This is a genomic window from Nocardioides sp. P5_C9_2 (assembly GCF_054049555.1).
The window spans coordinates 1-1,530 of sequence record NZ_JBFUMD010000676.1; the positions used below are offsets into that span (position 1 = coordinate 1).

Annotated in this window: 1 protein-coding gene and 1 pseudogene; both read right to left on the bottom strand. The window is 72.3% G+C overall.

From position 1 onward, the window contains the following. Positions 1 to 924 (bottom strand): annotated as a pseudogene (locus ACXJKL_RS20900) (hypothetical protein); the annotation flags it as partial. 126 nt (positions 925 to 1,050) lie between these two features. Next, on the bottom strand, positions 1,051 to 1,530 hold a 480-nt coding region (locus ACXJKL_RS20905; RefSeq protein ID WP_457208915.1), incomplete at its 5' end, for a LysM peptidoglycan-binding domain-containing protein.

Here is a 1,530-nt window from a genome sequence, read left to right on the forward strand (position 1 = left end):
GCGGGCGACCGGGTCGCCGCCGAGGTTGCCGTCCGTGATGGTGAGGACCAGCTGAGCACGCTTGGACGGCGGCGGCGCATCCTTGCCGGTCAGGAGCGCGAGAGCGGCCGCGGGATCGGCCAGGACACCGACCGCACGCGAGCGACGTACGTCGAGGGTGTCGGGCACCATCCCTCCGGCGACGTCCTGCGCAGCGAGGGCCACGGCCACCCGGGACAGCGCCCGGTCGAAGTCGTGCAGGTCCTTCCAGTCACCGCGCACCGACATGTCGGCGATCCCGACGTGGTTGATGGAGTCCACGTGCAGTGTGGCGAAGCGCCGGTCGAGGGCCTCGAGCTGCTCGGCCTCGCGCTGCTCCGGGTAGAGCCGGAGCATCGCCTCGTCGATCGCGCGCTCGAGCGCGATCCGACCGATCTTGTGGGCGACCGGCGCGAGGTGGCGGTCGAGGTGGTCGGAGACATCCCGCGGGCGGCCGATGATCGACTGGGCGAGCATCCGGGCCTTGTGCGGCTCCACCTCGCCGGCCTCGACCCGGCGCCACACGCGCGGAAGGCGGTGGCGGGTGAGCAGGGCGTCGCGGATCATCAGCGAACCCGCCTGGCTGGTGCGGCCGATGGCCGCGCCGAACGGAGCCGCGGCGTCCCAGCGCACGAGCGGGATGAACGGGTCGTGGAAGCCGTCCGGGTCGCCCACGCATCCGTGTGCGCACCCGCCGGCGAAGTCACCGACCTCGACGTCGTGCCGGTCGGCGGCGCGACACCCGTGGAGGCACTCCCCATCCGGTGCGGGCACGTCGGCCTCGAGATGGGCGTCCGCCCACTCGGCGGCGAGCAGGAACACCGTGGACTGGGCCGCCCGGACCTCGGCGTCCGCCTGGCGCAGGCGCCCGATCAGCGCGATGTCGGAGGCGGTGGCTGCGGGCATGCCTCATCGTCCCTCGAACACACGTTCGAGGTCAAGGATGTTCCAAATGCTGTGGACAACGACTSCGACGGACGACGAAAGGGCCGCGACCCCCCGGCCACGGCCCTTCGTCGACGCTGGCTCAGGTCACTTCTTCGGGATCCTGAACTTCTGACCCGGGAAGATGAGGTTGGGGTCCTCCACATTGTTGATCCGCGCGATCTCGCGCCAGTCGACGCCGTGACGCTGCCCGATCTCGGAGAGGGTGTCGCCCGACTTCACGGTGTAGACCTCCTCGGCCGTCGCCTCCTGGCGGGCCTCCTGATGGGCCTCCTGGCGCTCCTCGCGCGCGTCCTGGCGGGCGTCCTGACGCTCTTCGCGTGCGTCCTGGCGCGCCTCCTGGCGCTTCTCGCGCCGGGCGTTGGCCTTGTCGATCGCCTTCTGGGCCTTCTCCTCGGCCTTGCGGTCGGCCTCGGCCTGCGCCTCCTGGGCGGCCTTGGCCTCGGCCTCGGCCTGCTGACGGGCCTCGTCGGCCTGGGCCTTCTCCTCGTCGGTCGCGGACGGCAGCCCCGCCTTCTCCGCCGCCTCGTCGGCCTTGCGGCGGGCCTCGTCGGCGCGTGCCTGGGC